Raw genomic sequence first — 19,038 nt, forward strand, 5'->3', positions numbered from 1 at the left:
GTGCACTGCGCCCATTCTGGCAAGGACGGACCGCCGGAGGTGGCCGGGGTCACCATCGTGGACGGCGGTGGTCGGGCCGGCTCAGAGGTCGGCGGCGACGAGCTCGGCGGTCTGCAGCATGTTCAGCGCCGCGCCCTTGCGCAGGTTGTCGCCGCAGATGAACAGGTCGAGCGTCGTCGGCGCATCCTCGCCCTGGCGCAGCCGGCCGACGAACCGCGGGTCGGCGCCCACGACATCGTTGGGCGTCGGGAACTCGGGCTCGTCGGGGTCGTCGAGTACGACCACCCCCGGGGCCTCGACCAGCGCCTGCCGGGCCTGCGCCACGTCGATGCGCCGGCCGAAGGTCGCGTGCACCGTGACCGAGTGCGTCGACACCACCGGCACCCGCACACAGGTGGCCGAGACCGGCAGGTCCGGCAGATCCAGGATCTTGCGCGTCTCGTCGCGGACCTTGGTCTCCTCCGACGTCCAGCCCGCGCCGACGTGATGCCCGACGAACGGGATGATGTTGAGCGCCAACGGGGCCGGGAACGGCGACGCCACGCCCAGCTCGTGCTCGACCAGCCGGCGCACGTCGCCGGGACGGGTGCCGAGCTCGCGGTCGCCGTGGATGACGTCGAGCTCGTCGTGCAGCCGCGCGATGCCGGCCCGCCCCAGCCCGGACGCGGCCTGGAAGGTCGTGACGACGAGGCTCTGCAGCTCCCATCCCCCGTGCAGCACGGCCAGCACGTCGATCATCGTCATGACGGTGGCCCCGGGGTTGGCGATGATGCCGCGGGGCCGGTCGCCCACCTTGTGCGGGTTCACCTCGGGCACGACCAGCGGCACGTCGGAGGCGGTGCGGAAGACGGTGCTGTTGTCGATGCAGACGATGCCGCGGGCCGCCGCGTGCTCGACCCACTCCCCCGCGATGCCCGGCGGGATGTCGAAGATCGCGACGTCGAGGTCGTCGAAGAAGTCGGGGCCGACGGGCGCGACCGTGAGGTCCTCGTCGCCGACCCGCACGACGTGGCCGACGTCCTCGGAGGCGGCCGCCACCGAGACCGCCCCCCACACGTGCCGGCGCATGGGCAGCACCTGGAGGACCACCCGGCCCACCGCCCCCGTACCGCCGACGATCCCGAGGTTGGGACGCCGTCCGCCGCGAGGCGTGGTGGGAGCCATGTCAGCGGCCGGTGCCCCCGTACACGACCGCTTCCCCGTCGGCGGAGTCAAGGCCGAACGCGCTGTGCACGGCGCGCACGGCGTCGTCGAGCAGCTCGTCGCGGGTGACGACCGAGATGCGGATCTCGGAGGTCGAGATCATCTCGATGTTGACCCCGGCGGCGGCGAGGGCGCTGAAGAAGGTGGCGCTGACCCCGGGGTTCGAGCGCATCCCGGCGCCGACCAGGCTCAGCTTGCCGATCTGGTCGTCGTACTGCACCTGGCTGAAGCCGACCTCGGGCTGGATGCGGGTGAGGACCTGCACCGCGGTGGCGCCGTCGCTCTTGGGGATCGTGAACGAGATGTCGGTGAGGCCGGTCTCGACCGCCGACACGTTCTGGACGATCATGTCGATGTTGATCTCGGCGCCGGCGACGGCCTGGAAGATGGTGGCGGCCATCCCCGTGCGGTCGGGGACGCCGACGACGGTGACCTTGGCCTCGCTGCGGTCGTGGGCGACGCCGGCGATGATCGGGGCTTCCACGGGGGCTCCTTCGGGGGCGGGCTGGTCGGTGACGGTGGTGCCGATCTTCTGCGAGAACGACGAGCGCACGTGGATCGGGATGTCGAAGCGCCGCGCGTACTCGACGCTGCGCAGGTGCAGCACCTTCGAGCCGCACGCGGCCAGCTCGAGCATCTCCTCGGCCGAGATGCGGTCGATCTTGCGGGCCGCCGGCACGATGCGCGGGTCGGCGGTGAAGACGCCGTCGACGTCGGTGTAGATCTCGCACACCTCGGCGCCGAGGGCGGCGGCGAGCGCGACGGCGGTGGTGTCGGTGCCGCCGCGGCCGAGGGTGGTGATCTCCTTGGTGTCCTGGCTGACGCCCTGGAAGCCGGCGACGATGACGACGTGCCCCTTGGCCAGGGCCTCGGTGATGCGGCCGGGCGTCACGTCGATGATCTTGGCCTTGCCGTGCGTGCCGTCGGTGATGACGCCCGCCTGGCTGCCGGTGAACGAGCGCGCGCTGTGGCCGAGGTCGGTGATGGCCATCGCGACCAGCGCCATCGAGATGCGCTCGCCGGCGGTCATCAGCATGTCGAGCTCGCGCGGCGGCGGCATCGGGCTGACGTCCTGGGCCAGGTCCAGCAGCTCGTCGGTGGTGTCGCCCATGGCGGAGACCGCGACGACCACGTCGTGGCCCGACTTCTTCGTCTCCGAGATGCGCTTGGCGACGCGCTTGATGCTCTCGGCGTCGGCGAGCGAGGAGCCGCCGTACTTCTGGACGACGATGGGCACGCTGGTCCTCCGGGTCGGTGGGCCGCTGGGGTCGGCCCCAACTCTAACCAGGGGCCCGGCCACGGGGTCCCACGCCCACATCCCGGAAGCCCCGGCGCCACCCCGTGGGTCCGTCGAGGGTGGGCGCTGACCTTCCACGGAGCCCGGGTGCCGCGTAGCGTCGCAGGTATGTCGATCGTCATCGTGGGAGCAGGACTCGCCGGCGCCACCGCCGCCACCGAGCTGAGGGAGCAGGGCTACACGGGGCAGGTCGTCCTGCTCGGCGCCGAGGAGCACCCACCGTACGAGCGGCCGCCGCTCTCGAAGTCCTACCTCCTGGGCCAGGACCCCTTCGAGAAGGCCCTCGTCCACCCGCGTGAGTGGTACGCCGAGCACGACGTCGACCTGCGGCTCGGCACCACCGCCACCGCCCTCGACACCGACGCCCACGTCGTCTCGACCACCGGTGGTGACGTCACCTACGAGAAGCTGCTGCTGGCGACCGGCGCGGAGCCGCGGACCCTCGCCGTCGCCGAGGAGGCCGGGGTCCCCGTCGCCTACCTGCGCACCCTGGAGGACTCCGACCGGCTCAAGGAGGCCTTCGGTGAGGGCCGCCGCATCGTCGTGGTGGGCGCCGGCTGGATCGGCCTCGAGGTGGCCGCCGCGGCCCGCACCGCCGGCTGCGAGGTGACCGTCTACGAGACCGAGGCCCTGCCGCTGCTGCGCGTCCTCGGGCCCACCGTCGCCGACGTCTTCGCCGACCTGCACCGCGAGCACGGCGTGCACCTGCGCCTCGGCGCCGCCGTGACCGCCGCCGACCTGGAAGGCGCCGACCTCGTGGTCGCCGGCATCGGCGTGACCCCGCGCGTCGACCTGGCGCGCTCGGGTGGGCTGTCGGTCGACAACGGGGTGCTGGTCGACGCGCGGCTGCGCAGCTCGGTGCCGTCGGTCTACGCGGTCGGCGACATCGCCAACCACGCGCACCCGGGCCTCGGGCGGCGCATCCGGGTCGAGCACTGGGACACCGCGATCAAGCAGGCCAAGGTCGCCGCGCACAACCTCGCAGGCGCCGACGAGGAGTACGACGAGCTGCCCTACTTCTTCACCGACCAGTACGACCTCGGGATGGAGTACGTCGGCCACGCCGGCGCCGACGACGAGGTCGTCGTGCACGGCAGCCTCGAGGACAAGGAGTTCCGGGCCTTCTGGCTGCGCGACGGAGAGGTCGTGGCCGCCATGCAGGTCAACGACTGGGACGCGAGTGACGCCATCCGGGAGGCCGTCGAGTCCGGCACCGTCCCGAGCGAGGACTGAGCCGGCTCAGGGGTGCAGCGCGTCGAACTCGGCCTCGGAGACGACGTCGTCGTCGGCGTCGAGGCGCACGTGCGCGAGCAGGGTCTGTACGACCCGCAGGGCCGAGGCGGCCCGCTCGCCCCAGTGCGACAGGTAGCTGAACTGCCACCACCACAGGGCCTCGAGCGGGCGGCCGGCCTCCTGGTGGGCCAGCCCGTGGGCCAGTGCGGCGGCGACCTCGACCAGGTCGTTGGACACCGACCCGACGCCGAGCTCGGGCGTGGTGAGCGGGTCGACGACGTCGGCGTACTCGTCGAGGCCCACGAACAGGTTCGCGAGGTTCTCCTGGAGCGGGGCGAACTCGGTGTCGGGCGCGTCGGGCTCGAAGCGCTCCTCGGGCACGACGTCCTCGACGGCACCGAGCCGAGCGCCCGCGACCAGCACCTGCGAGAGGGCCAGCAGCAGCATCGGCAGGGAGGCGTCGGGAGCGACCCCGGCGGCGACGTCGCGGATGGTGGCGAGGTAGGTGCGCGCGTCGGCGGCGGTCGCGTCGGCCAGCGCGGCCCAGTCGGCCACGGCCGCGCGGGTGGCCTGCACGGCCTCGACCGTCTCGGTCGTCCCGGTCGCCTCAGGCATCGAGCAGCCTCCGCCCCTCGAAGGCCCGGCCGAGCGTGACCTCGTCGGCGTACTCGAGGTCACCGCCGACGGGGAGCCCGGACGCCAGCCGGGTCACCCGCTGCACCCCGACGTCGCGCAGCATCCGCGACAGGTAGCTCGCGGTGGCCTCGCCCTCGAGGTTGGGGTCGGTGGCGATGATGACCTCGGTAACGGTGCCGTCGGCGAGGCGGGTCAGGAGCTCGCGTACCTTCAGGTCCTGCGGGCCGATGCCGTCGATGGGGCTGATGGCGCCGCCGAGCACGTGGTAGCGGCCGCGGAACTCGCGGGTGCGCTCGATGGCCACCACGTCCTTGGGCTCCTCGACGACGCAGATGGCGGTGCGGTCGCGCCGGTCGTCGGAGCAGATGCGGCAGCGCTCGGCCTCGGAGACGTTGAAGCACACCTCGCAGAAGCGGACCCGGGCCTTGACCTCGGTGAGCGCGTGGGCCAGCCGCTCGACATCGGCCGGGTCGGCCTGGAGCAGGTGGAACGCGATGCGCTGGGCGCTCTTGGGACCGACGCCCGGCAGCCTGCCGAGCTCGTCGATGAGGTCCTGGACCGCGCCTTCGTACACCCCTGGAGCCTACGGCCTCGAGGGGCCGCCGTCGCCGTGGGGCGCGCGGTCAGGCGCGCACGAGCGCGTAGCCGCCGGCCTCGTCGAGCGCGGCCGCGACCTCGGCCTCGGTGAGGGGCCGGTCGGCGGTGACGGACACCGTGGACGTGCCGTCGACGACGACCTCGACCCCGACATCGGCCACCCCGTCGAGCGCGGTGAGCTCCTCGGTGACCGCGGCGGCGCAGTGGCCGCACGTGAGACCGGTGGCGTGGAACTGCTGGGTGGTGGCCATGGGCCGTCCTTCCGACGAGGATGCGGATACCTCCCCCCAGTATCCACCCGGGCCGTCAGATGCCGACCGCGGCCCCGGTGGACTCCGGCGGGAGCTCGTTGTGGCCCTCGGCACGCTCCTGCCCGCTGAGGGCCGCGATGGCGTCCATCACCTCGTCGGTGAGCAGGCGCCGGGCCTTGCCCGCGGGCAGGTCGGCGAAGCGGTCGGGCGTGATGGGCCTCCCGAACGCCACCGTGACGCGGGCGGGGCGGGGGAAGCTGCTGCCCACGGGCTGCACCTGGTCGGTGCCCCGGAGGCCCACCGGCACCACCGGGACGCCGGCGGTGAGCGCGAGCCACGCGACGCCGGTGCGCCCCTTGTAGAGGCGGCCGTCGCGCGAGCGGGTGCCCTCGGGGTAGATGCCGAACGCCCGGCCGTCGCGCAGCACCTCGAGGGCGGCGTCGAGCGACTCCTGGGCCGCCCGGGACGAGTGCCGGTCGACCGGGATGGCGCCGATCGTCTGGAAGAACCCCCGCCGCACGGCACCCCCGACCCCGGTGCCGGTGAAGTAGTCGGACTTCGCGAGGAAGCTGACCGGGCGCGGGGCCACGATGGGGATGGCGAAGGAGTCGATGAACGAGAGGTGGTTGCTGGCGAGGATGACCCCGCCGGTGCGCGGGACGTTCTCGGTGCCGGTGACGGTGGGGCGCCAGACCAGCTTCGACGTGGGCGCCACGACGAGGTGCCCCACGCGGTAGGCCAGCCGGCTCACCGGGGGTCCTCGCGGATGACCGTGCCCCCCAGGATGCGCTCGACCACCGGCAGCCCCACGTCGGTGAGGTCGTCGATGGACTCGTCGTCGTCGCTGATCGCGGTGTCGTCGACGACCCGCGGGGCGCGCACCTGCTCCTGCTCGATCTCCTCCGCCACGGTGGCCTTGGCCTGCTCGAGCGGGCTGGCCCAGGCCGGCGCCGAGTCGGGCGGGGGCGGCGCGTCGGACCAGCTCGGAGCCTGGCCCCGCGACGACGACGAGGCGACGACGCCGAACGCGGCCGGGTCGGCGGCGGGGCCGGGCGCCGGCGGGCCGGGGTCGGGGCGGTGCTCCCCCTCTGGGTCGGCGGCCCCGGCCGCGGACGGAGCGGGATGGTCGAGCGCCGGCACATCGCCGGGGACCCCCTCGACGCGGGCGTCGACCCCGAGCACGTCGATGAGGGCCTGGCGCACGTACTCGGCGTGGGGGCCGCGGCGGAAGGCGTCGGCGAGGCCGGTGGTGGAGAGTGCGAGCAGGAGCCGGCTGCCGTCGTACTCGGCGATCTGCGCGTTCTGGCTGACGAGGGTCCAGGTGCCGCGGCGCATCTCGAACAGCTTGGCCAGCACGTCGGGCCAGGAGCGGCGCAGGGCGTCGGTGTCGATGCCGCCGGGGCCCCGGGGTGCCGATGCCTCCGCGGCGACGGGCGCCGAGTCCGCAACCGGCGCCTCCTCGACCGGCGCGGTGACGGACGGCTCGGCGGCGACGGGCGGCGCGGCATCCGGGGGAAGGGCCGGAGCCACGGCGACCGCGGGCGGGGTGGCAGCAGCGACAGGGGGCGCGGGCGGCACGAAGGACGGCGGCGCGGCGGGCGCGGCGGCGGCGGACGGCACACCCCCCACCTCGAGGCGCCGCTCGAGCCGGTCGAGGCGTGCGGCGTAGCCCGCCTCACCGGCGGCCCCCGGCAGCAGGACCCGCGCGGCGATGAGCTCGAGCTGCAGGCGCGGCGCGGTGGCCCCGGTCATCTCGGTGAGCCCGGAGTTGACGATGTCGGCCGCCCGCGAGAGGGCGCCGGCCCCGAACGCGGACGCCTGGCGCCGCATCCGCTCGATCTGGTCCTCGGGCAGGTGGCGCAGGACCTGGCCCGCGCCCTCCTGGATGGCCTCGACGACGATGAGGTCGCGCAGCCGCTCGAGGAGGTCCTCGACGAAGCGGCGCGGGTCGAGGCCGGTCTCGACGACCCGGTCGATGGCGCGGAAGACCGCGGCGGCGTCGGCGGCCGAGAGGGCCTCGATGGTGGCGTCGAGGAGCTCGGAGTCGGTGAAGCCCAGCAGCGCCGCGGCCGACTCGTAGGTGAGCCCCTCGTCGCCGGAGCCGGCGATGAGCTGGTCGAGCACCGACAGCGAGTCGCGCACCGAGCCGCCCCCGGCGCGGACGACGAAGGACAGCACGCCCGGCGCGACGGCGACGCCCTCCTGCCGGCACAGCGACTCGGTGTAGGCCTGCAGCCGCGCCGGCGGCACCAGGCGGAACGGGTAGTGGTGGGTGCGCGAGCGGATGGTGCCGATGACCTTCTCGGGCTCGGTGGTCGCGAAGATGAACTTCACGTGCTCGGGCGGCTCCTCGACGATCTTCAGCAGGGCGTTGAAGCCCTGCGAGGTGACCATGTGGGCCTCGTCGATGATGTAGATCTTGTAGCGGCTCTGGGCCGGGCCGTACGACGCGCGCTCGCGTAGGTCACGCGCGTCGTCGACGCCGCCGTGGCTGGCGGCGTCGATCTCGATGACGTCGACGGTGCCGGCGCCACCGCGGGCCAGCGCCACGCACGAGTCGCAGGTGCCGCACGGCGTGGGGGTGGGCCCGGCCGCGCAGTTGAGGCAGCGGGCCAGGATGCGGGCGCTGGTGGTCTTGCCGCAGCCGCGCGGGCCCGAGAACAGGTAGGCGTGGCCCACCCGGCCGGTGCGCAGGGCCTGCATGAGCGGCTCGGTCACGTGCTCCTGCCCGATGACGTCGGCGAACGTCTCGGGTCGGTAGCGGCGGTACAGCGCGGTGCTCACCTCCACGACAGTAGTGCCGCGCCCGGACACCCGGCACGCCCGTCCCGTGCCGCGGGGGTGAGATGGTGTGGCCCATGACGGGAACGCGGGTCGAGGTCGTGGACGCCGCCAAGGAGCTCGACGGGGCGGTCCTGCTGCGGCCCACGTCGATGGTCGCCGGACCCGGGACGTGCGTGGTGCTGCGCGGCCCCAACGGTGCCGGCAAGACCACGCTGCTGCGGCTGGTGGGCGGGCTGACCACGCCGTCCGGCGGCACCGTCACCCTGGACGGCGCCCGGGCCGACGAGCGCGACCCGGCCACCCGCGACGCCGTGGCCGCGCTGCTCGGCGCGCCCGCCACCTACCGCGACCTGACCCTGGTCGACCACCTGACCCTGGTCGACGCCACGTGGGGCCGTGACCCCGACACCTGCGCCGAGCGCGTCGCCGCCGGGCTGGCCCGCTTCGGGGTCGACGACCTGGCCGACCGCTTCACCCACGAGCTGTCCTCGGGCCAGCGCCACCTGTTCCACCTGGCCCTGACCTGGTTCCGGCCGGCCCGGCTGCTGCTGCTCGACGAGCCCGAGCAGCGCCTCGACGACGACCGCCGCGCGCTCCTGGCCACGCGTATCCGCGAGCGCTGCGCCGAGGGCACCACCGTCGTCATGGCCTGCCACGACCCCGACGTCACGGCGGCCGCGGCCGACGAGGTCGTCGAGGTGAGCGGCGAGCCCGGATGACCGACGGCGACGGCCGGCACCGGCTGCGCGACGCCGAGCACGTGCTCCACGGCCCCGAGGGGTCGGGCGCCTGGCGCCGGCTGCTCTACGCCGTCTACGTGGTGGCGTTGCTGGCGGGTCTCTACGGGTTCACCATCGTGCGCGCGCTGGTCGAGGTGGTCGGCCCCACCTGGCGGGCGCAGGGCCTGGTCGGGCCCATCGCGGCCGCCGCCGGCGCCCTGCTCGTGGCGCTGCTGGCGCTCGGCCACCTCGCCGGGCGCCGGCGCGGGCCGGTGACGCCCGACCTGCCGTGGATCGAGCACGTGGTGGCCTCGTCGGTCGACCGCCGGCTGACCCTGCGCGACGCGTGGCGGCTGCCGGTCACCGGCCTCGCGGCCGGCGGCACCGTCGTGGGCGGGGTGCTCGGTGCGGCGCTCTGGGCCGGCGGGGCCACCGGGCCGGTGACGGCCGTGGTCGGGGTCGTCGGGGGCCTGGCGACCGGCGTCGCCCTGGCCGTGCTGTGGCTCGCGGGCCAGGTGGTGTCCGACCCAGCGGTCGAGCGCCGCTCGTTCGGGGCGGCGGTGGCCGTCTCGATGCGCCCGCGGGCGGCCCTGCGGGGCCTGGGCCTCGAGGGCCTGCGCGCCCACAGCGCGCGCTCGTCCCGCCTGGGCGGCGCGGTGCTGGCCGGCGACCCGCGCGCGATGCGCCTCGAGGCCGCCTCCCCCGTCCGCCGGGGGCGTTCGCTGCGGCTGCGCTCCCGTGGCCGCGAGCGCACCCTGGTCGCCCGTGACCTGCTCGGGATGCGGCGCCAGCCCCTCCTGCTGGTCGGCGGGCTGGCCCTGGTCGTCCCCGGCACGGCGGCAGCGGCCTGGTCGCTGGCCGCTCCGTCGGCGCCCGTCGCGGGGCTGGTCGTCGGGGTGCTGCTGGCCCAGCTCGGCGGCGGCCTGTGGGGCGAGGGCCTGCGGCTGCAGGGCGACACCCTGGGCGCGCCGCGGCTGCTCGGCGGGTCGGTCGAGCAGGAGGCGCTGGCCCACTCGGTGCTGCCCGTCGTGCTGTTCGCTCTCGCCGGCGCGACGGGCGCGGTCCCCGTCACCCTCCTGGCCGGCGGCTCGCTCCTGGGCGCCCTCCTCGTCGTCCTGGTCCTGGCCCTGACCGCCACCGCGGCCCAGTGGGTCGCGGCCTTCCGGGTGGGGCCGCCGACGCTCGCCTTCGCGGCCGAGTCGGGCGCCGCCCTGCTGGTGCTCTGGTGGGCCTGGCCCCTGGTGCTCGGCGTGGTCGTGGGGACGCTGGCCCTCGCGTTCCCGGGCCCGGTGGCCGTCCTGGCCCTCGGCGCCCTGGCGATGCTCGCCCGGCGGTCGCTGCAGCGCGCGGCCGTCGCCCACCGCGACTGAGCCCGCCCCTCGTCGCTTACGCTCGGGGGGTGCGCATCGACGTCTGGTCCGACATCCTCTGCCCGTTCTGCCACCTGGGGCGGCGCCACCTCGAGCTCGCCCTCGAGCAGTTCGAGCACGCCGACGAGGTCGGGGTGGTGTGGCACAGCTACCAGCTCGACCGCAACGCCCCCGCCGTCGACGACACCCCGCAGCTCGACCGCATCACGGAGAAGTACGGCGCGCCGCGCGAGCAGATGGTGGCCCAGCACGAGCAGATGGCGCGCGACGCCGCCGCCGTCGGGCTCGACTTCCAGTGGGAGCGCCTCGTCGGGGGCAACTCCTACGACGCGCACCGCCTGCTGCACTACGCGCGCTCGCTCGACGTCGAGGACGCGGTGACCACGCGCGTGATGCGGGCCTGGTACTCCGAGGGCGCCGCCATCGGCGACCGCGAGACCCTGGTGCGCCTTGCCGTCGAGGCCGGGCTCGACGAGGCCGGCGTCCGCACGATGCTCGAGGGTGACGACTTCGGCATCGACGTGCGCACCGACGAAGCCCTCGCCGCCCAGATCGGCATCACCGCCGTCCCGATGTTCGTCCTCGACCAGAAGTACGGCGTCAGCGGCGCCCAGCCGGTCGAGGTGCTGCTCCAGGCCATCCGCCAGGTGTGGGACCTCCAGGGCACCGAGCCCGAGATGCCCGCTGCCGGTGGCGGCTGCGGCGGCGGATGCTGCGGGGGCGCGTGTGGCTCCGGTGCCACCGAGCCCGAGGCCGACGCGGCGACCGCCGGTGGCTGCGGCTGCGGGGCCGGTGGCTGCGGCGGGGTCTGCGGCCCGGACGAGCACGCCGACGACGAGCGCGTGGGCAGCACCACCCGCTGACGCGCAGGGCCCGGCACCGGCCGGGCCCGGACGCGAGGACACCCCGCGTACCTGGAAGAGCCCACCTGCCCTTGCTGCATTCCTGCCCTGGGGGAGTTCAGTGAGGTACCACCACGCGGGGTGCCGTTGCCGATCGTACGGGCGAGCCCGGCCGCGGGCGAAATCCCGCGCCGCGACGTGCTCGTCGGCGCGGGGCATGGCTCGGTCGGGCTATTGACGCCCACGCGGCGGGGCAACACCATGACGACCGGCGCCATCGGTGGCTCAGGGCCACATCGCGGGGTCGGGGGGTCGGTGCATCCCACGGGTCCGCCTCATCACCGACCGCGCGGCTCCCGGCCGCGCCCGCGCAGGGGAAAGACCACATGACCAGACCTCGAGCCGTGCTCGTCTCCGGGGCGGCGCTGCTGCTCCTCGCCCTCCCGCTCCCGGCGGCCTCCGCCCATCGGGCCTCCCCCACGCCGCGGGTGGTGTCCGACCAGATGCTCGCCCCGTTCAACCTCGACGTCTCGTCGCGCTCGATCCTCGTGGCCGACGGCGGCGCCGAGGTCGTCGGTGCCCTGGCGCGCGACGGCTCGCTCACGCCCATCGCCACCGATCAGCCGGGCACCTCGGGGGTGGCGCGTTCGCGCGACGGGCGGCGCGTCGCGTGGACCACGACGGTCACGGACTTCTCGACCTTCACCAACACCGCCAGCGGGCTCACCGTGCGCGGGCCCCGGGGACGCACGGTGCACAGCGACACCCTGGCGTACGAGACCGCCCACAACCCCGACGCCGGGGTGCACTACGGCGTCACGGACCCGAACCCGAGCGCCTGCGTCACCGACGCGCTGACCGCGGCGGGCATCCCGGTCGCGTACACCGGCGGCGTCGACTCGCACGCCTACTCCGTGGCCGCCTACCGCGACGGCTGGGTGGTGGCCGATGCCGGCGCCAACGACCTGCTGCGGGTGGATTCCCGGGGTCAGGTGCACACGCTGGCCGTGCTGCCCGCACAGCCGACGACCATGACCGCCGCCATGGTCGGCGCGCTCGGGCTGCCGGACTGCGTGATCGGTGTGACGTACGACTTCGAGGCCGTGCCCACCGACGTCGAGGTCGGCCACGACGGCGCCCTCTACGTGAGCGTGCTGCCGGGCGGCCCCGAGTCGCCCGTGCTCGGCGCCCGCGGAGCGGTCTACCGCGTCGACCCGCGCACCGGCGCCTCCCACGAGGTGGCCCGCGGCTTCCTGGGCGCCACCAACCTCGCGCTGGGCCACGACGGCGAGATCTACGTGGCCGAGCTCTTCGGCGGCAAGGTCTCGGTGGTGCGCCACGGGCGCATCTCCACCTACGTCGAGCTGCCGGGCGTGGTCGCGGTCGAGAGCGGCCGGGAAGGCGAGCTGTGGGCGGGCACGATGGCCAACGAGGACCCCGCGGCCCCCGGCACCATCGTGCGGATCACCGGCGGCCACGAGCACGGCCGGCTCCCGGTCCACGACTGAGCCAGGGGGTCCTCGGGTCGGTGCCGCCGCCGTCGCAGCAGCGGCACCGACCCGGGGAGGGTCCCCCGTTGCGCGTCTCCCGGGGGCGGATGTGCGGTCGGCCGCTGCGTCCCGGAGAATGGGGACCTCCCGACCCGGAGGACCCGATGACCCCCCGCACCCTGTTCCCCGCCCTCGCCCGCGCCGAGGTGGTGACCTGGTCCCTGTTGCTGGTCGGGATGTTCCTGAAGTACGTCTCGCAGACCACGGACCTCGGCGTACGGGTCTTCGGGCTCGTGCACGGCGTGGTCTTCCTGGCCTACCTGCTCGTCACCCTCGTGGTGTGGGTCGACCAGCGCTGGCCGTGGCGGCTCGCCCTCGCGGCCCTGGCGGCGGGGATCCCGCCGTTCGCCACGCTGTGGGTCGAGCGGCACGTCGAGCGCACCGGCCGGCTGGCGCCCGCGTGGCGGCTGCGCCCCGGCGGCGCCCGGCCCGGTCACGCGCTCGAGCGACTCCTCGCCCGGGCTCTCGCACGCCCGGCGGCCGCGGCGGTCGTCGGCGGTGCGCTCGTCCTCGCCGCCACGGCGGTGCTGCTCGTGGTGGGTCCGCCCGGCGGCCCAGCGGGCGCCTGACGGCCGCGCTCAGGGCCGCACGACCCAGAGCCAGTGCGTGCCGTCGGCCAGCGCGACGACGACGGCCGAAACGAGCATCGACCCCAGGACCAGCAGGGCCAGGCCGCCCCACCCGTTCCAGGTCGGCCGGGCGCGGGGCACGGTGGTCGCCGCCGCGGGGCGCAGCTGTTCGAGCACGGCGTAGGCCAGCACCCCCAGCCCCAGCGGGAACCACAGCTGCCAGAACCAGAACCAGCGGGTGGCGCGCGTCGGGCGGGGCCCGATGACCACGGAGGCGAACGTCAGCAGGACCAGCGGGAGGGCCGCGTAGCGGGCGCGGTCGTCGGCGAGGGCGTACTGCTGGTAGGTGCTGACGTCGGTGCGGACGCTCTCGCTCAGCCGGGGCACGCCGGCCGCGCGAGCCTGCTCGGCGAGGACGTCCTGCTCGCCCGGAGCGAGGGCGGGGTCGACGATGCGGAACCGGGCGAACGGCCCGTCGACCCAGTAGCCGAGCGCCTCCTCCCCCGCGACCCGCGGCTCGGCGGGGTCGGTCGTGCCGTCGTCGGTGGCCGCGGGGAGGTCGATGCCGATCGTCCGCGACCACGACCAGCCGGTCTCGTCGGCGGCGAGGGCGACGACCTCCCAGCCGATGACCCGACCGGCGTCGAGGTCGTCGGTGAGCTGCGCCGGGGTGACCAGACGCTGCTGGCCGAGCGCGGTCAGGACCAGCCAGGTCAGCCAGAGCAGCACCAGGACGATGCCGAACACCCGGTCGCTGCGCCGCGGGCGGCGGGCCGACCCCACGACGGGTGGGACCCCCCGGGCCGGGCGCGACCGGGGCGGTGCGGTGGCGGCCGTCGAGACGGTCCCCTCGTCCATCCTGGGATGGTGGCAGCCGGGGGGCGCCCTGTCGAGCCCCCGCACCCGCCCGGGGACGCATCGAGAGGCCAGAACACGGCGAGGCAGCCGCCGCACCGTCCGCGGGTCCTGGCCTCTCGACCTCGCTCGCTCGCCCGGCCCCCGCGCGGTGGGCGATTTCGGGTGCGGGCCGGCCTCCGGTAGCCTCCTCGGCGGAGGATTCGCATAGTGGCCTAGTGCGCACGATTGGAAATCGTGTTGGGATAAAACCCTCGGGGGTTCAAATCCCCCATCCTCCGCCAACGGGAACCCCGGGCGCGTGCGACCGGGGTTTTCCTGTCGCCGGACGCGGAGGACGGGAGCGGCTCAGCCGTCGAGGGGCCGCGCGCGCCGGTAGACGTCGTACGCGTCGTCGCCGGCGCTGACGACGCGGAAGTGGTGCTCGGTCCACACCTGGAGGGCTTCGACCTCGCGGGCGCGCAGCTCGTCGTCGGGGTAGTCGGCGGTGAAGCCGCCGAGGTCGCGCGAGGCCCACGAGAAGCAGCGGGCGGCGCGGCGGCGCTCGTCCTCCGGCAGGCTCATGATGAAGGCCTCGAGCGTGGTGAAGCGCCCCAGGTACCGCTCGCCGGTCCGCTCGAGCATCCGGCCTCCTTCCGCGCCTCCCGCCCAGCCTACGAGCACCCCGCCCGGGCCCGTCGGCACGGCGCGGCCCTCACGCCAGCGGCAGGCGCGCCCCGACCCCGCTGCGCTCGTCGTGCAGCTCGACGAGCCGCTGCTCGGCCGCCGACGGCACCGGCCCGGAGGCGCTCACGAGGCGGCACACCGCGAAGGCCGCCGCGGCCCGCTCGTACTCGTCGACCCAGCGCAGCCATCGCCGTTCCTCGGCGTCGTCGGCACACGGCCAGCGCACGGGCAGCGCGGGCATCCCCACCCGGAACGGCTTGGGGGTGAGCCGGGCCCGGTAGCTGGCGTGGGTGGCGCAGAGCTCGAGGTACAGCGGGTCGGTGCCCAGCGCCGTCAGGATGTCCCGAGCCCGCGCCGAGGTGGGCGGCGCGTCGGCGCCGGTGACGACCACCCGCAGGCCGGCCGCCGTGCGGTACACCCGGACCCCCAGCTCGGGGTGGGACCGCGCGAGCCCCCAGGCGGGCTCGGCGGCCAGGCACTCGGCCACCGAAGGGCGCTCCGGCCCGGTGGGCGTCACCCGCACCCCGGCCCCGCCCTCGTCACTCGGGTAGGCGTGGTAGCCCGGCCCGTGCGGGGCTCCGGCCGGCGACGGCCCGTCGAGGCCGGCGGCGTCCTGCGTGCCCGGCGTCATCGGGGCGGGGTCGGGCCGCCCGAGCACGGCCCGGCGCAGGAACGCACCGATGCCGCCGCCGCGCGCACTCGCCGACGCCCGCGCCCGGGCGCCCCGGCGACCCTGCGCCTGCGCCTCGGCCGCGAGCTCCTCGACGTCGACGTCGGCGATGAGCAGGGACTCGGTGCACAGCACCTCGCAGCCCATCCGGTTGCGGGTCACCACGCCGAGGCGGCCGCCCGCACCCTCGACCGGCCCGACCTCCTCCAGCAGCGGCTCGCGCAGCGGCGTGCGGGGGTAGTAGCCGTGCCCGGGCGCCAGCCGTCCCTCGCGCTCGACCCGGGCCAGGGTCTCCGCCAGCCGCTCGCGGCCGACGCGCTCGGCGTCCTGGTCCGAGGTCTCCGACCAGCCCCAGACCGACAGCGGGCCGCCCCGTTCGCCGAGGTGGGGGCTGAAGCCCTCGACCCGGACCCAGTGCTGCGGGATCTCCATGGCGCCCGAGTGTGTCAGGCCCGCGAGCCGTGGTCGCGCCCCCGCACCGGCAGGGAGGACGGATGCCCTGCCCGCCCTCGTCGCCGGAGGAGGAATCCGTCACCATCGTCCACCGGCGTTCCCGGCGCCGGGGCACGATGAGGCATGAGCACCGGCGCCTACGCGGCCTCCTACGAGCGGTCCCTCTCCGACCCGACGGCGTTCTGGGGCGAGGCCGCCCGGGCCGTCGAGTGGTCGACCCCGCCGACCACCGTCCTGGACGACTCGAACCCGCCGTTCTACCGCTGGTTCCGCGGCGGCCGGCTCAACACCTGCTTCAACGCCCTCGACCGGCACGTGCGCGACGGCCGTGGCGAGCAGACCGCCCTGGTGTACGACTCCCCCGTCACCGGCACCAAGGCTTCCTTCACCTACGCCGAGCTGCTCGGGAAGGTGGCCACCTTCGCCGGCGCGCTGGCCTCCCTCGGCGTCGAGAAGGGCGACCGCGTGGTCATCTACATGCCGATGGTGCCGGAGGCCGTCGTCGCGATGCTGGCGTGCGCGCGGCTGGGCGCCGTTCACTCGGTCGTCTTCGGCGGCTTCGCGCCCGCCGAGCTGGCGGCCCGCATCGAGGACGCCCGGCCGGTCGCCGTGGTCGCCGCCAGCTGCGGCATCGAACCCTCCCGGGTCGTCGAGTACAAGCCGATGCTGGACGCCGCCCTCGACCGCAGCAGCCACAAGCCGGAGTCGGTCATCGTCCTCCAGCGATCCCAGGCCCGCGCGGCCGTCGGCGAGCGCGACACCGAGTGGGAGGAGCTCGACTGGGACGAGCTGGTCGCCGACGCCGAGCCCGCGGGCTGCGTCGACGTCGAGGCCACCGACCCGCTGTACGTCCTCTACACCTCGGGCACCACCGGGCGCCCCAAGGGCATCGTGCGCGACAACGGCGGTCACGCGGTCGCCCTGCGCTGGTCGATGGAGAACATCTACGACATCGGCCCCGGCGACGCCTTCTTCACGGCGTCCGACGTCGGGTGGGTCGTCGGGCACTCCTACATCGTCTACGCGCCGCTGCTCACGGGGGCCACCACCGTTCTCTACGAGGGGAAACCGGTCGGCACGCCGGATGCCGGAGCCTTCTGGCGGGTGTGCGCCGAGCACGGCGTGAAGGCGATGTTCACCGCGCCCACCGCGTACCGGGCCGTGCGGCGCGAGGACCCCGAGGGCGCGCTCGTGCGCGAGTACGACCTGTCCCGCCTCGAGTCGGTCTTCCTCGCGGGCGAGCGCCTCGACCCCGACACCTATGCGTGGGCGACCCGGGTCCTGGGCGTGCCGGTGGTCGACCACTGGTGGCAGACCGAGACCGGCTGGCCGATCGTGGCCAACCTGCGCGGCCTCGACCCGATGCCGCTGAAGGCCGGGTCGCCGTCGGTGCCGGTACCCGGGTTCGACGTGCGCGTGCTCGACGAGACGGGCCAGGAGGTCCCGCGGGGCACCGAGGGCGCCATCGCCATCCGGCTGCCGCTCCCGCCCGGCACACTGCCGACGCTGTGGGGCGACGACGAGCGTTACGTGGCGGGCTACCTCTCCGTCTACGAGGGGTACTACCTCACCGGCGACGGCGGCCTGATGGACGACGACGGCTACCTCTCCGTGATGGGGCGCACCGACGACGTCCTCAACGTGGCGGGGCACCGCCTCTCGACCGGCTCGATCGAGGCCGCGCTGGCCGGGCATCCCGCAGTGGCCGAGTGCGCGGTCATCGGCGTGGCCGACGAGCTCAAGGGGCAGGTGCCGCGCGGCCTCGTGGTGCTCAAGGCCGACGTCGACGCCGCGGCCGACGGCGAGCGCATCCGGGCCGAGCTGGTGCAGCGCGTGCGCGACGAGGTCGGGGCGGTCGCGAGCCTGCGCCAGGTCGACATCGTGGCCGGGCTGCCCAAGACGCGCTCGGGCAAGATCCTGCGCAAGACGATGCGCGAGATGGCCGACGGCCGCACCCCCGTCGTGCCGGGCACCATCGAGGACGCCTCCGTCCTCGACACCCTCGCTCCGGTGCTGCGCCCGCCCGGCTGACCCCTGGGCTCAGCCGCCGGAGCGCTCGCGGTACCGACCGGGCGGCATCCCCACCAGGGCGGTGAAGTCTCGGGTGAAGTGGGCCTGGTCGTACCAGCCGTGCTGCACGGCGAGGTCGGTCAGGGTGCCGTCGAAGCCGTCGTGCAGCGCGCTGACCGCGTCGTGCAGCCGGTACCGCGCAAGAACCCACTTGGGCCCCACGCCGACGTAGTGGGTGAACAGCCGCTGCAGGGTGCGCACGGTCATCCCGTGCCGGTCGGCGACCTGGGCCACCGCGAGCAGGGTGCGGTCGGCCAGCATGTCGGCCACGACGTCGAGGAGCAGGGCGTAGCGCGGGTCGGGGCGCTCGCCGGCCAGGGCCGCCAGCCCGGCCTCGGCGGCCTCCGCCCACGGGGTGCCGGCGTCGGCGAGGTCGCGGTCGGCGAGGGCGCGCACCAGGCCCTCGGGGAGCACCTCGCCGGCGGCGACCGAACGATCGGTCCAGGCGGAGGCCGGGTGCCCGGTGAGCGCCGTCAGGCCGCCCGGGCGCATCCGCAGCCCCACCACCCGGCCCCAGCCGCGCACCTCCACGTCGAACCGACGGGTGCAGACGCCGGTGACGAGCACGGTCTCGCCGGCCGGCACCCCGGCCCGCGGGTGGCTGCCGAGCTCGACGGTGAGCGAGCAGGTCGGATGGGGCAGGACCCCGCTGTCGAACCAGCGCCCGTGGGGCAGCCGCCACCGCAGCGACCAGCGGTTCTCGACCCACGGCGCCGCCGCCCCGCCCACGGGCTCGCGGACCAGGTCGACGTGCCGGGCGAGCTCGCTCGGCCGCAGCACCCCGGCCGTGGAGGCCGTGGCGGGCGGTGTCGCGTTCGTCCTATCCCGCACGGGCCCAGCGTAGGCACGGTGGGCGGCATCCCCGGCCGGGACCGCCCGGCCCCGACGAGAGGCCCGCCATGGCGATCGCGACCCTGAAGATGCTCACCCTCGACAGCTCCGACGTCCGCCGCGACGTGGCCTTCTGGGCCGGTGTCCTCGGGTGGGACGTGGCGCACGAGCAGGACGAGTACGGGATGCTCAGCGGCCCGGGCGGGCTCGCGCTGGGCCTGGGCCTCGTCGAGGGGTACCGCCCGCCGGGGTGGCCCAACGCGCACGGCAGCAAGCAGTTCCACCTCGACCTGGCGGTCGACGACCTCGACGCCGCCGCCCGCGAGGTCGTGGGTCTGGGCGGGACCCTGCCCGACGAGCAGCCCGGCGAGACCTGGCGCGTCCTGCTCGACCCCAGTGGGCACCCGTTCTGCCTCACCCGGGCGGCGAACTGGGGCTGAGC

The 19,038-nt window shown here is 75.1% G+C and carries 19 protein-coding genes, 1 tRNA gene and 1 other RNA gene; 9 read left to right on the forward strand and 12 right to left on the reverse strand.

Translation table 11 applies throughout. The annotated features are described in order from the left end of the window. Nucleotides 1-81 precede the first annotated feature (81 nt). Nucleotides 82-1,164, reverse strand: coding sequence for an aspartate-semialdehyde dehydrogenase (locus ATL31_RS12185; protein WP_101396004.1), 1,083 nt, complete (start codon nucleotides 1,162-1,164; stop codon nucleotides 82-84). Nucleotide 1,165: 1 nt separating this feature from the next. Further along, nucleotides 1,166-2,440 (reverse strand): aspartate kinase, encoded by a 1,275-nt coding sequence (locus ATL31_RS12190; RefSeq protein ID WP_101396005.1) that lies wholly within the window; start codon nucleotides 2,438-2,440, stop codon nucleotides 1,166-1,168. A 168-nt stretch (nucleotides 2,441-2,608) separates the two neighbouring features. On the opposite strand from ATL31_RS12190, the gene ATL31_RS12195 reads away from it, so the two are divergent. After that, nucleotides 2,609-3,733: an NAD(P)/FAD-dependent oxidoreductase gene (locus ATL31_RS12195; protein WP_101396006.1), complete on the forward strand. Its 1,125-nt coding sequence runs from the start codon at nucleotides 2,609-2,611 to the stop codon at nucleotides 3,731-3,733. A gap of 6 nt (nucleotides 3,734-3,739) precedes the next feature. Here ATL31_RS12195 and ATL31_RS12200 read toward each other — a convergent pair whose 3' ends face one another. Genes ATL31_RS12200 through ATL31_RS12220 form a run of 5 tightly spaced genes read right to left on the reverse strand, consistent with a single transcriptional unit; the run spans nucleotide 3,740 to nucleotide 8,001 of the window. Beyond that, entirely contained in the window at nucleotides 3,740-4,348 is a 609-nt protein-coding gene (locus ATL31_RS12200; RefSeq protein ID WP_101396007.1) for a DUF5063 domain-containing protein, read from the reverse strand. Continuing rightward, entirely contained in the window at nucleotides 4,341-4,943 is a 603-nt protein-coding gene (gene recR, locus ATL31_RS12205; protein WP_055816602.1) for a recombination mediator RecR, read from the reverse strand. Before recR ends, ATL31_RS12200 begins: the two co-directional genes overlap by 8 nt. 49 nt (nucleotides 4,944-4,992) lie before the next feature. Beyond that, a complete protein-coding gene (locus tag ATL31_RS12210) occupies nucleotides 4,993-5,217 on the reverse strand; it encodes a heavy-metal-associated domain-containing protein (protein WP_101396008.1) in 225 nt (74 codons plus the stop codon). Nucleotides 5,218-5,272: 55 nt separating this feature from the next. Next, the gene (locus tag ATL31_RS12215; RefSeq protein WP_101397589.1) at nucleotides 5,273-5,959 is read right to left on the reverse strand and encodes a lysophospholipid acyltransferase family protein; all 687 of its coding nucleotides are present in this window, start codon (nucleotides 5,957-5,959) and stop codon (nucleotides 5,273-5,275) included. A gap of 5 nt (nucleotides 5,960-5,964) precedes the next feature. Then, on the reverse strand, nucleotides 5,965-8,001 hold the full coding sequence (locus ATL31_RS12220; RefSeq protein WP_101397591.1) for a DNA polymerase III subunit gamma and tau: 2,037 nt from the start codon (nucleotides 7,999-8,001) through the stop codon (nucleotides 5,965-5,967). Between the two features lie 74 nt (nucleotides 8,002-8,075). Between ATL31_RS12220 and ATL31_RS12225 the strand changes: the two genes are divergently transcribed. The 3 genes from ATL31_RS12225 to ATL31_RS12235 are packed head-to-tail and all read left to right on the forward strand — an operon-like array spanning nucleotide 8,076 to nucleotide 10,953. Continuing rightward, nucleotides 8,076-8,720, forward strand: a complete 645-nt coding sequence (locus ATL31_RS12225) for an ABC transporter ATP-binding protein (RefSeq protein ID WP_170062504.1) — start codon at nucleotides 8,076-8,078, stop codon at nucleotides 8,718-8,720. Beyond that, a complete protein-coding gene (locus ATL31_RS12230) occupies nucleotides 8,717-10,090 on the forward strand; it encodes a hypothetical protein (protein ID WP_101396010.1) in 1,374 nt (457 codons plus the stop codon). Before ATL31_RS12225 ends, ATL31_RS12230 begins: the two co-directional genes overlap by 4 nt. A 29-nt stretch (nucleotides 10,091-10,119) precedes the next feature. Next, nucleotides 10,120-10,953, forward strand: coding sequence for a DsbA family oxidoreductase (locus ATL31_RS12235; protein ID WP_101396011.1), 834 nt, complete (start codon nucleotides 10,120-10,122; stop codon nucleotides 10,951-10,953). Nucleotides 10,954-10,984: 31 nt separating this feature from the next. Here ATL31_RS12235 and ffs read toward each other — a convergent pair. Continuing rightward, an RNA gene (gene ffs, locus ATL31_RS12240) (signal recognition particle sRNA small type) lies at nucleotides 10,985-11,081 on the reverse strand. 237 nt (nucleotides 11,082-11,318) lie between these two features. Between ffs and ATL31_RS12245 the strand changes: the two genes are divergently transcribed. Further along, complete coding sequence (locus ATL31_RS12245; RefSeq protein ID WP_101396012.1) at nucleotides 11,319-12,440, forward strand: ScyD/ScyE family protein; 1,122 nt, start codon at nucleotides 11,319-11,321, stop codon at nucleotides 12,438-12,440. A 146-nt stretch (nucleotides 12,441-12,586) separates the two neighbouring features. Next, nucleotides 12,587-13,051: a DUF3817 domain-containing protein gene (locus ATL31_RS12250; protein WP_101396013.1), complete on the forward strand. Its 465-nt coding sequence runs from the start codon at nucleotides 12,587-12,589 to the stop codon at nucleotides 13,049-13,051. Nucleotides 13,052-13,060: 9 nt separating this feature from the next. Here ATL31_RS12250 and ATL31_RS12255 read toward each other — a convergent pair whose 3' ends face one another. Beyond that, a complete protein-coding gene (locus ATL31_RS12255) occupies nucleotides 13,061-13,909 on the reverse strand; it encodes a hypothetical protein (RefSeq protein WP_101396014.1) in 849 nt (282 codons plus the stop codon). A 193-nt stretch (nucleotides 13,910-14,102) separates the two neighbouring features. Between ATL31_RS12255 and ATL31_RS12260 the strand changes: the two genes are divergently transcribed. Beyond that, nucleotides 14,103-14,190 (forward strand) — tRNA-Ser (locus ATL31_RS12260). 64 nt (nucleotides 14,191-14,254) lie between these two features. On the opposite strand, the gene ATL31_RS12265 is transcribed toward ATL31_RS12260, so the two are convergent. Together ATL31_RS12265 and ATL31_RS12270 are read right to left on the reverse strand one after the other, a co-directional pair. Beyond that, nucleotides 14,255-14,530 carry a hypothetical protein gene (locus ATL31_RS12265; RefSeq protein WP_101396015.1) on the reverse strand — a complete coding sequence of 92 codons (276 nt, stop codon included), beginning with the start codon at nucleotides 14,528-14,530 and terminating at the stop codon, nucleotides 14,255-14,257. A 70-nt stretch (nucleotides 14,531-14,600) separates the two neighbouring features. Continuing rightward, on the reverse strand, nucleotides 14,601-15,674 hold the full coding sequence (locus tag ATL31_RS12270; protein WP_101396016.1) for a hypothetical protein: 1,074 nt from the start codon (nucleotides 15,672-15,674) through the stop codon (nucleotides 14,601-14,603). A gap of 144 nt (nucleotides 15,675-15,818) precedes the next feature. Here ATL31_RS12270 and ATL31_RS12275 point away from each other — a divergent pair, with 144 nt between their 5' ends. After that, a complete protein-coding gene (locus ATL31_RS12275; RefSeq protein WP_101396017.1) occupies nucleotides 15,819-17,726 on the forward strand; it encodes a propionyl-CoA synthetase in 1,908 nt (635 codons plus the stop codon). A 9-nt stretch (nucleotides 17,727-17,735) separates the two neighbouring features. Here the strand turns inward: ATL31_RS12275 and ATL31_RS12280 are convergent, their stop codons facing one another. After that, nucleotides 17,736-18,596, reverse strand: a complete 861-nt coding sequence (locus tag ATL31_RS12280; RefSeq protein WP_211284025.1) for a helix-turn-helix domain-containing protein — start codon at nucleotides 18,594-18,596, stop codon at nucleotides 17,736-17,738. Nucleotides 18,597-18,664: 68 nt separating this feature from the next. Here ATL31_RS12280 and ATL31_RS12285 point away from each other — a divergent pair, with 68 nt between their 5' ends. Continuing rightward, entirely contained in the window at nucleotides 18,665-19,036 is a 372-nt protein-coding gene (locus tag ATL31_RS12285; protein WP_101396018.1) for a VOC family protein, read from the forward strand. Nucleotides 19,037-19,038: the final 2 nt, after the last annotated feature.

The sequence above is a fragment of the Phycicoccus duodecadis genome (genome assembly GCF_002846495.1).
GTDB classification, from domain to species: domain Bacteria; phylum Actinomycetota; class Actinomycetes; order Actinomycetales; family Dermatophilaceae; genus Phycicoccus; species Phycicoccus duodecadis.

What these genes read in the sequence shown, in the direction of transcription:
- ATL31_RS12270 (WP_101396016.1), bottom strand. Translation starts at nt 15,674, where the DNA reads ATGGAGATCCCGCAGCACTGGGTCCGGGTCGAGGGCTTCAGCCCCCAC.
- ATL31_RS12195 (WP_101396006.1), top strand. Translation starts at nt 2,609, where the DNA reads ATGTCGATCGTCATCGTGGGAGCAGGACTCGCCGGCGCCACCGCCGCC.
- ATL31_RS12200 (WP_101396007.1), bottom strand. Translation starts at nt 4,348, where the DNA reads ATGCCTGAGGCGACCGGGACGACCGAGACGGTCGAGGCCGTGCAGGCC.
- ATL31_RS12245 (WP_101396012.1), top strand. Translation starts at nt 11,319, where the DNA reads ATGACCAGACCTCGAGCCGTGCTCGTCTCCGGGGCGGCGCTGCTGCTC.
- ATL31_RS12185 (WP_101396004.1), bottom strand. Translation starts at nt 1,164, where the DNA reads ATGGCTCCCACCACGCCTCGCGGCGGACGGCGTCCCAACCTCGGGATC.
- ATL31_RS12275 (WP_101396017.1), top strand. Translation starts at nt 15,819, where the DNA reads ATGAGCACCGGCGCCTACGCGGCCTCCTACGAGCGGTCCCTCTCCGAC.
- ATL31_RS12255 (WP_101396014.1), bottom strand. Translation starts at nt 13,909, where the DNA reads ATGGACGAGGGGACCGTCTCGACGGCCGCCACCGCACCGCCCCGGTCG.
- ATL31_RS12210 (WP_101396008.1), bottom strand. Translation starts at nt 5,217, where the DNA reads ATGGCCACCACCCAGCAGTTCCACGCCACCGGTCTCACGTGCGGCCAC.
- ATL31_RS12225 (WP_170062504.1), top strand. Translation starts at nt 8,076, where the DNA reads ATGACGGGAACGCGGGTCGAGGTCGTGGACGCCGCCAAGGAGCTCGAC.
- ATL31_RS12250 (WP_101396013.1), top strand. Translation starts at nt 12,587, where the DNA reads ATGACCCCCCGCACCCTGTTCCCCGCCCTCGCCCGCGCCGAGGTGGTG.
- ATL31_RS12285 (WP_101396018.1), top strand. Translation starts at nt 18,665, where the DNA reads ATGGCGATCGCGACCCTGAAGATGCTCACCCTCGACAGCTCCGACGTC.
- ATL31_RS12230 (WP_101396010.1), top strand. Translation starts at nt 8,717, where the DNA reads ATGACCGACGGCGACGGCCGGCACCGGCTGCGCGACGCCGAGCACGTG.
- ATL31_RS12265 (WP_101396015.1), bottom strand. Translation starts at nt 14,530, where the DNA reads ATGCTCGAGCGGACCGGCGAGCGGTACCTGGGGCGCTTCACCACGCTC.